Raw genomic sequence first — 1346 nt, forward strand, 5'->3', positions numbered from 1 at the left:
GGACGTGGGACAAGTCGGTTCCTCCCTCGACGGTTCCGATCGGCCGGCCTGTGTGGAACACGAGGGTGTTCGTTCTGGACGGCAGGCTGCAGCCGGTGCCGGCGGGTGTTCCCGGTGAGCTGTATCTGGCCGGAGTCCAGTTGGCCCGTGGCTATGTGGGGCGTGCGGGACTGTCGGCGGAACGGTTCGTGGCGAACCCCTTCGGTGGCGCGGGTGGGCGGATGTATCGCACCGGTGACCTGGTGAAGTGGAATGCCGACGGGGAGCTCGAGTATCTGGGCCGCACGGACGATCAGGTCAAGGTACGCGGTTTCCGTATCGAACTCGGCGAGATCGAAGCCGTACTCCTGGCGCAGCCGGGCATCGCACAGGCTGCCGTCATCGTTCGTGAGGACACTCCCGGCGACAAGCGGATCATCGGCTACGTGACCCCGGCAGCCGACAGCCCCGAACTGCCCGTACCCGCACTCGACACCGCCGGCATCCGGGCCGCCCTGCACACACACCTGCCCGAATACATGGTCCCGTCAGCGATCGTCACCCTCGACGCGCTGCCCTTGACCGTCAACGGCAAACTCGACCGCAAAGCACTCCCCACACCCACATACACCACAGCCAGCATGCGGCGCATCGCCAGCACGGCACAGGAGGAAAAGCTCAGCCAGATCTTTGGCGAAATCCTCAACATCGATGAAATAGGCGTCGACGACAACTTCTTCGAACTGGGCGGTCACTCGCTCCTGGCCACCCGACTCGTCAGCCGTATCCGAACTGCTTTTGGTGTAGAGGTTCCGATCCGGACAGTGTTCGAGGCACCAACTGTTGCCAAGATTGCGTCCCACCTGGCAACAGCGTCACCCTCGCGCTCGACACTGGGGGTGCGGCCCCGTCCGGAGTTGGTGCCGTTGTCGTTTGCGCAGCAGCGGTTGTGGTTCTTGGGGCAGTTGGAGGGTCCGAGTCCGACGTACAACATTCCGTTGGTGCTGCGGATGTCGGGGGTGGTCGATGCGGCTGCGCTTGCGGCGGCGTTGAACGATGTGGTGGGCCGGCACGAGGTGCTGCGCACGGTGTTCCCGGTGGTTGACGGCCACCCGAGCCAGCATGTCCTTGAGCCGGATGCGGTGTTGGTGGGTGTGCCGTTGGTGGACGTGGCTGAGGCGGATGTGGCGGCGGCGGTGTCGGAGGCGGCCGGGTACGCGTTTGATCTGGCCTGCGACATTCCGGTGCGCGGTCGGCTGTTGCGGTTGAGGGCTGATGAGTTTGTGTTGGTGCTGGTGGTGCATCACATCGCGGGTGACGGGTGGTCGATGGGGCCGCTCGCGAAGGATGTGTCGCTGGCTTATCGT

Annotated in this window: 1 protein-coding gene; it reads left to right on the top strand. The window is 64.7% G+C overall.

Features of this window, described 5'->3' with window-relative positions; genetic code table 11:
* Positions 1 to 38: 38 nt before the first annotated feature.
* Positions 39 to 1346 (top strand): condensation domain-containing protein (locus ACWCQK_RS42505; protein WP_451164628.1); only part of this gene is annotated, 1308 nt, incomplete at its 3' end.

It is taken from the genome of Streptomyces sp. NPDC002306, from assembly GCF_053593435.1.